Here is a 1,231-nt window from a genome sequence, read left to right as displayed (position 1 = left end):
GCCCCCGCTCCGGCACCGCAGGCCGCGCCCGCGGAGGCTCCGGCACCGCAGGCCGCACCGGCACCGCAGGCCGCTCCGGCCCCCGAGGCCGCACCGGCCCCCGAGGCCGCCCCCGCCCAGGCTCCGGCCGAGGCACCGGCCGCCGGCGGGGCCGAAGGCTACGTCACCCCCCTGGTGCGCCGCCTGGCCGCGCAGAACGGCGTCGACCTGTCCACCGTCACCGGCACCGGCATTGGCGGGCGCATCCGCAAGCAGGATGTCCTGGACGCCGCCGCGAAGGCCGCACCGGCCGCACCTGCGGCCCCCGCCGCACCGGCCGCACCGGCCCCCAAGGCCTCGAAGGCCGCACCGGCCGGCGCCGCTTCCACGCTGCGCGGTACCGTGGAGAAGGCTCCCCGGATCCGCCAGGTCATCGCCCGCCGCATGCGCGAGTCGCTGGACATCTCCGCCCAGCTCACCCAGGTGCACGAGGTCGACATGACCCGTATCGCCAAGCTGCGCGCCGCCGCGAAGGACCAGTTCGCCGCCACCAACGGCACCAAGCTGACGTTCCTGCCGTTCATTGCCAAGGCCGTGGCCGAGGCGCTGAAGCAGCACCCGAAGCTGAACGCCGAGTACAACGAGGAAACCCAGGAGATCACCTACCACAACGCCGAGCACCTGGCGATTGCGGTGGACACCGAGAAGGGCCTGCTGGTGCCGGTCGTCTCCAACGCGGGCGACCTGAACCTGGCCGGCATGGCCGCGAAGATCGCCGATGTTGCCGCGCGCACGCGCAGCAACAAGATCGGTCCGGACGAGCTGTCCGGCGGCACGTTCTCCATCACCAACATCGGCTCGGTGGGCGCACTGTTCGACACCCCGGTCATCAACCAGCCCAACGTGGCCATCCTGGGCACCGGCGCGATCGTCAAGCGCGCCGTCGTGGTGACCGATGCCGAGGGCGATGACACGATCGCGATCCGCCACATGATGTACCTGTCGCTGACCTACGACCACCGCCTGGTCGACGGCGCCGACGCCGGCCGCTTCCTGCAGACCCTGCGGGCGCGCCTGGAGGAGGGCGCCTTCGAGGCCGACCTCGGCCTCTAGGACCGGCCTCCAGGACCTGCCTCCAGGAGGAGGCACAGGGACAAGGCTCGAGGGCCGGCCCCCCGGGACCGGCCCGGCTCCGCTGCCGCGCAGCGGCCGCACGGCAACGGCGGCCCGCCCCTTCCGCACGGAAGGGGCG

At 73.4% G+C, this 1,231-nt stretch carries 1 protein-coding gene; it reads left to right on the top strand.

The genetic code is table 11. The annotated features are described in order from the left end of the window. Positions 1-1,092, top strand: a 1,092-nt coding sequence (gene sucB, locus NCCP_RS14780; RefSeq protein WP_149958048.1) for a 2-oxoglutarate dehydrogenase, E2 component, dihydrolipoamide succinyltransferase, incomplete at its 5' end; no start/stop codon positions are given. Positions 1,093-1,231 lie beyond the last annotated feature (139 nt).

The organism is Zafaria cholistanensis (genome assembly GCF_008580665.1).
In the GTDB taxonomy this organism is placed as follows: Bacteria; Actinomycetota; Actinomycetes; order Actinomycetales; family Micrococcaceae; genus Zafaria; species Zafaria cholistanensis.
This window is presented reverse-complemented; position numbering and strand designations above follow the sequence as displayed.